6 protein-coding genes are annotated in these 3,343 nt (G+C 72.2%); 5 read left to right on the forward strand and 1 reads right to left on the reverse strand.

Annotated elements, in window-relative coordinates; all coding sequences use genetic code 11:
- Both mutL and AX737_RS03285 read left to right on the forward strand, forming a co-directional pair.
- The coding region (gene mutL, locus AX737_RS03280) for a DNA mismatch repair endonuclease MutL (RefSeq protein WP_245293389.1) at nt 1-1,209 on the forward strand (1,209 nt) is incomplete at its 5' end.
- 235 nt (nt 1,210-1,444) lie between these two features.
- On the forward strand, nt 1,445-1,870 hold the full coding sequence (locus AX737_RS03285; RefSeq protein WP_066918966.1) for a helix-turn-helix transcriptional regulator: 426 nt from the start codon (nt 1,445-1,447) through the stop codon (nt 1,868-1,870).
- 24 nt (nt 1,871-1,894) lie between these two features.
- Here AX737_RS03285 and AX737_RS03290 read toward each other — a convergent pair whose 3' ends face one another.
- The gene (locus tag AX737_RS03290; RefSeq protein ID WP_066918970.1) at nt 1,895-2,365 is read right to left on the reverse strand and encodes a nucleoside deaminase; all 471 of its coding nucleotides are present in this window, start codon (nt 2,363-2,365) and stop codon (nt 1,895-1,897) included.
- 137 nt (nt 2,366-2,502) lie between these two features.
- Between AX737_RS03290 and AX737_RS03295 the strand changes: the two genes are divergently transcribed.
- From AX737_RS03295 to AX737_RS03300, 3 genes are all read left to right on the forward strand, one after another.
- The gene (locus tag AX737_RS03295) at nt 2,503-2,697 is read left to right on the forward strand and encodes a CsbD family protein (protein ID WP_066918968.1); all 195 of its coding nucleotides are present in this window, start codon (nt 2,503-2,505) and stop codon (nt 2,695-2,697) included.
- Nucleotides 2,698-2,757: 60 nt separating this feature from the next.
- On the forward strand, nt 2,758-2,934 hold the full coding sequence (locus AX737_RS31785; RefSeq protein ID WP_082772855.1) for a DUF1328 domain-containing protein: 177 nt from the start codon (nt 2,758-2,760) through the stop codon (nt 2,932-2,934).
- A gap of 117 nt (nt 2,935-3,051) precedes the next feature.
- The coding region (locus AX737_RS03300) for a LysE family transporter (RefSeq protein ID WP_156453506.1) at nt 3,052-3,343 on the forward strand (292 nt) is incomplete at its 3' end.

Raw genomic sequence — 3,343 nt, forward strand, 5'->3', positions numbered from 1 at the left:
GCCAACCACATCCACCTCGTGGTCAACGGGCGCCCGGTGCGCGACCGGCTGCTCCTCGGCGCCGTGCGGGGCGCCTACGCCGACACCATGAGCGCCGACCGGCACCCGGTCCTCGGCCTGTTCATCGCCTGCGACCCCGCCCTCGTCGATGTCAACGTGCACCCGGCCAAGACGGAGGTGCGCTTCCGCGACCCCGGCCTCGTGCGGGCCCTCGTCGTCAGCGCGATCCACGACGCGCTGCGCCGGGGCGGCGCGCGCTCGGCGACGACGGGCGCTGCCCGCGCCCTCGAAGCGCTGCGGCCGGCCGCGGCGGCGCCGGCGTTGCGCAGCTACGGCGGCGGGAGCGCGCCGGGCCTGTTCCAGCCGGCGCGCACGTCGCCGCCGATGCACGCCCCCTCCGTCGCGGCGCCGCCGGGCTACGCAGGCCGGGACCGGACCGGCCGCTTCGGCGGATTCGGAGAGGCTCCGCAGGCCCTGCTGGACCCGTCCCCGCCGGATCCGATCCCACCCGGCACGACCCCGACCGGTACGCCGCCCGATGCGGGCTTCGCCCCCCAGGCCGCGGCTTTCGCGCCGGATCCGGAGGGCGAGGACGCCCTCGACTTCCCGCTCGGCGCCGCCAGGGCCCAGCTCCACGAGACCTACATCGTCGCCCAGACCCGCACCGGCATCGTCATCGTCGATCAGCACGCGGCGCACGAGCGCCTCGTCTACGAACGGCTCAAGCGCGAGCGCGCGGCCGGCGGCATCGCGCGCCAGGGCCTGCTGATCCCGGACGTGGTCGAGCTCGGTCCCGATGCGGCGGAGCGCCTCGTGGCGGCGGCCCCCGACCTGGAGCGGCTCGGCCTCACGATCGAGGCGTTCGGCCCGGGCGCGGTCCTGGTGCGGGAGGTGCCCGCGATCCTGCGCGGCGCCTCCCCGCGGGCGCTCGTCGCCGACATCCTCGACGCCCTGGAGGCGAGCGGCGACGAGGAGGGGGGCGCCCCTGCGGCCGAGACCGGCCCGCTCGGGCGCCGTCTCGACGCGATCCTCTCGCGCATGAGCTGCCACGGCTCGATCAGGGCCGGCCGGCGCCTGCATCCCCAGGAGATGAACGCCCTCCTGCGCGAGATGGAGGTGACTGAGAACGCGGGCCAGTGCAACCACGGCAGGCCGACCTCCGTCGCGCTCGCGCTCCACGACATCGAGCGGCTGTTCGGACGCCGCTGAGCCCGCGGTGTGCGCCCCCGCACGCTATCGTATCGTCACGACTGGATCCCGGTTCGAAGCGTCGGGCGGCGGCGCGCCGAGGCTCCGCACTGAACGTTTTTTGTTCACCACCGACAGAGTTCTTGATATAGATTAGCCTCGCGCCTTGGGACGGACCGGCAGGCCTTGGTGGGCAGCCCACATCCCGGATCAGCAATCTCCCGTGCTTTGCTCAACTCAGGGTCGTGCTGTCACCATGCCCAAAGCCTCCGCGCCGCCTGCGAAGCCGAAGCAGACTACGGAAACCGATCACAGCATCGGCAACCGCATCGCCCTGCTGCGCTCGGCGAGCGGCATGAGCCAGACCATGCTGGCCGATGCCCTCGGGATCAGCTTCCAGCAGGTGCAGAAATATGAGACCGGCAAGAACCGGATCGGCGCCGGCCGGCTGCATGCGATCGCGGACAGGCTCGGGGTGCCGGTCTCGGTGTTCTTCGGCGAGGATCAGGGCCCGGACGGGGGCTGCAGCGGCATCGCCATCCTGCAGGAGGACGGCGCGCTGACGCTTCTCCAGGCCTACGAGTCGATCGCGGACGAGGAGATGCGCCGCGAGATCCTGACCTTGGTGAAGGCGGCGGCGTGTATCTGCCAGCGCGCCCGCGGCGCCGACGGCACGCGCTGAAGAGGCGCCCGTCCGGCCGGCGGCTCAGGTCCGCCGCGCCGAGAAGAACGCCCGCAGCAAGCGGGCCGCCTCGCGCTCGCGGAAGCCGCCGTAGACCTCCGGCGCGTGGTGGCAGGTGGGCTGGTCGAACACGCGCGGCCCGTGCTCGACGCCGCCACCCTTCGGATCGGGCGCGCCGAAATACAGGCGCCTGATGCGCGCGAAGCTGATCGCCCCGGCGCACATCGGACACGGCTCCAGGGTGACGTAGAGGTCGCAGCCGACGAGCCGCTCGTCCCCGATCGCCCGGCAGGCGGCGCGAATCGCCAGGATCTCCGCGTGGGCCGTCGGGTCGCGGAGCGCGCGCGGCCTGTTGTGGGCGACGGCCAGCACCGTCCCGTCGCGCACCACGACCGCGCCCACCGGCACCTCGCCGGCCTCGGCCGCCCGGCGTGCCGCCGCGAAGGCGAGATCGAGCGGATCGGAGCGGATCGGCCCGGAAGTTGGCGCGGCCATCGCGGCGCCCTCAGGCACGATCGGGCGCGGCCGCGCCAACCGGACCGGGACCGGATCCCTGGAACACTTTCCCCGAGCTCACCGTTCTGTCCCCGAAGCGGCCAAGCCGCAGAGATGACCATCGCGAGGACAGAGCCATGAGCAGCACCACCGACAAGATCAAGGGTGCCGTCAACGAGGCGGTCGGCAATGCCAAGCAGGGCATCGGCAACCTCACCGACAACGATCGCCTTAAGGCCGAGGGCAAGGCGCAGGAGCTGAAGGGCACCGCCCAGCGCGGTGTCGGCGAAGCCAAGGACACGGTGAAGGACGCCGTCGGCGGCAAGCTCTGAGACGTCCGCGCTCCGCGCGAACAGTCGAGACAGAACGCAGAACAAGCACCGGAGATTACCATGATCGGTTGGGCCGTTACCTTCCTCGTCGTCGCACTCGTCGCAGCCCTGCTCGGCTTTGGCGGGATCGCGGGCACCGCCATGGAGGCGGCCAAGATCGTATTCTTCGTCGCGATCGCCCTCTTCCTCATCTCCGCCGTGTTCGGCGTGATGCGGGGTCGTGCGCCGAGGCTCTGACCCCGGCATCACGGGACCGAAATTGAGACAATCCGAGAGGCGGCCCGACCGGGCCGCCTCTTTGCATGCGGGGAACCGTGATTTGAGGCCGGCGCGCGCCCGCGCTATCAGGCGGGCATGACGCTCCAGACGTGGTGGCTCTTCCTCGGCGCGGTCTTCCTGCTCTCGGGAACGCCCGGCCCGAACATGCTGCACGTGATGACCCGCAGCGCGCGCTACGGGCTGGGGCCGAGCGTCTTCGCGATGGCCGGCTGCCTGTCGGGCCTCGTTCTTGTGCTGCTCGCGGCCGCCGCCGGCCTCGGTGCGGTTCTGGCGGCCTCGCCGCTGCTGTTCGAGGGTCTACGCTACGCGGGGGTGGCCTATCTCACCTGGGCGGGGATCCGGTCCTGGCGCGGCGGGGGCGCGGCCG

It is taken from the genome of Methylobacterium sp. CCH5-D2, from assembly GCF_001556475.1.
Classification (GTDB): Bacteria; Pseudomonadota; Alphaproteobacteria; order Rhizobiales; family Beijerinckiaceae; genus Methylobacterium; species Methylobacterium hispanicum.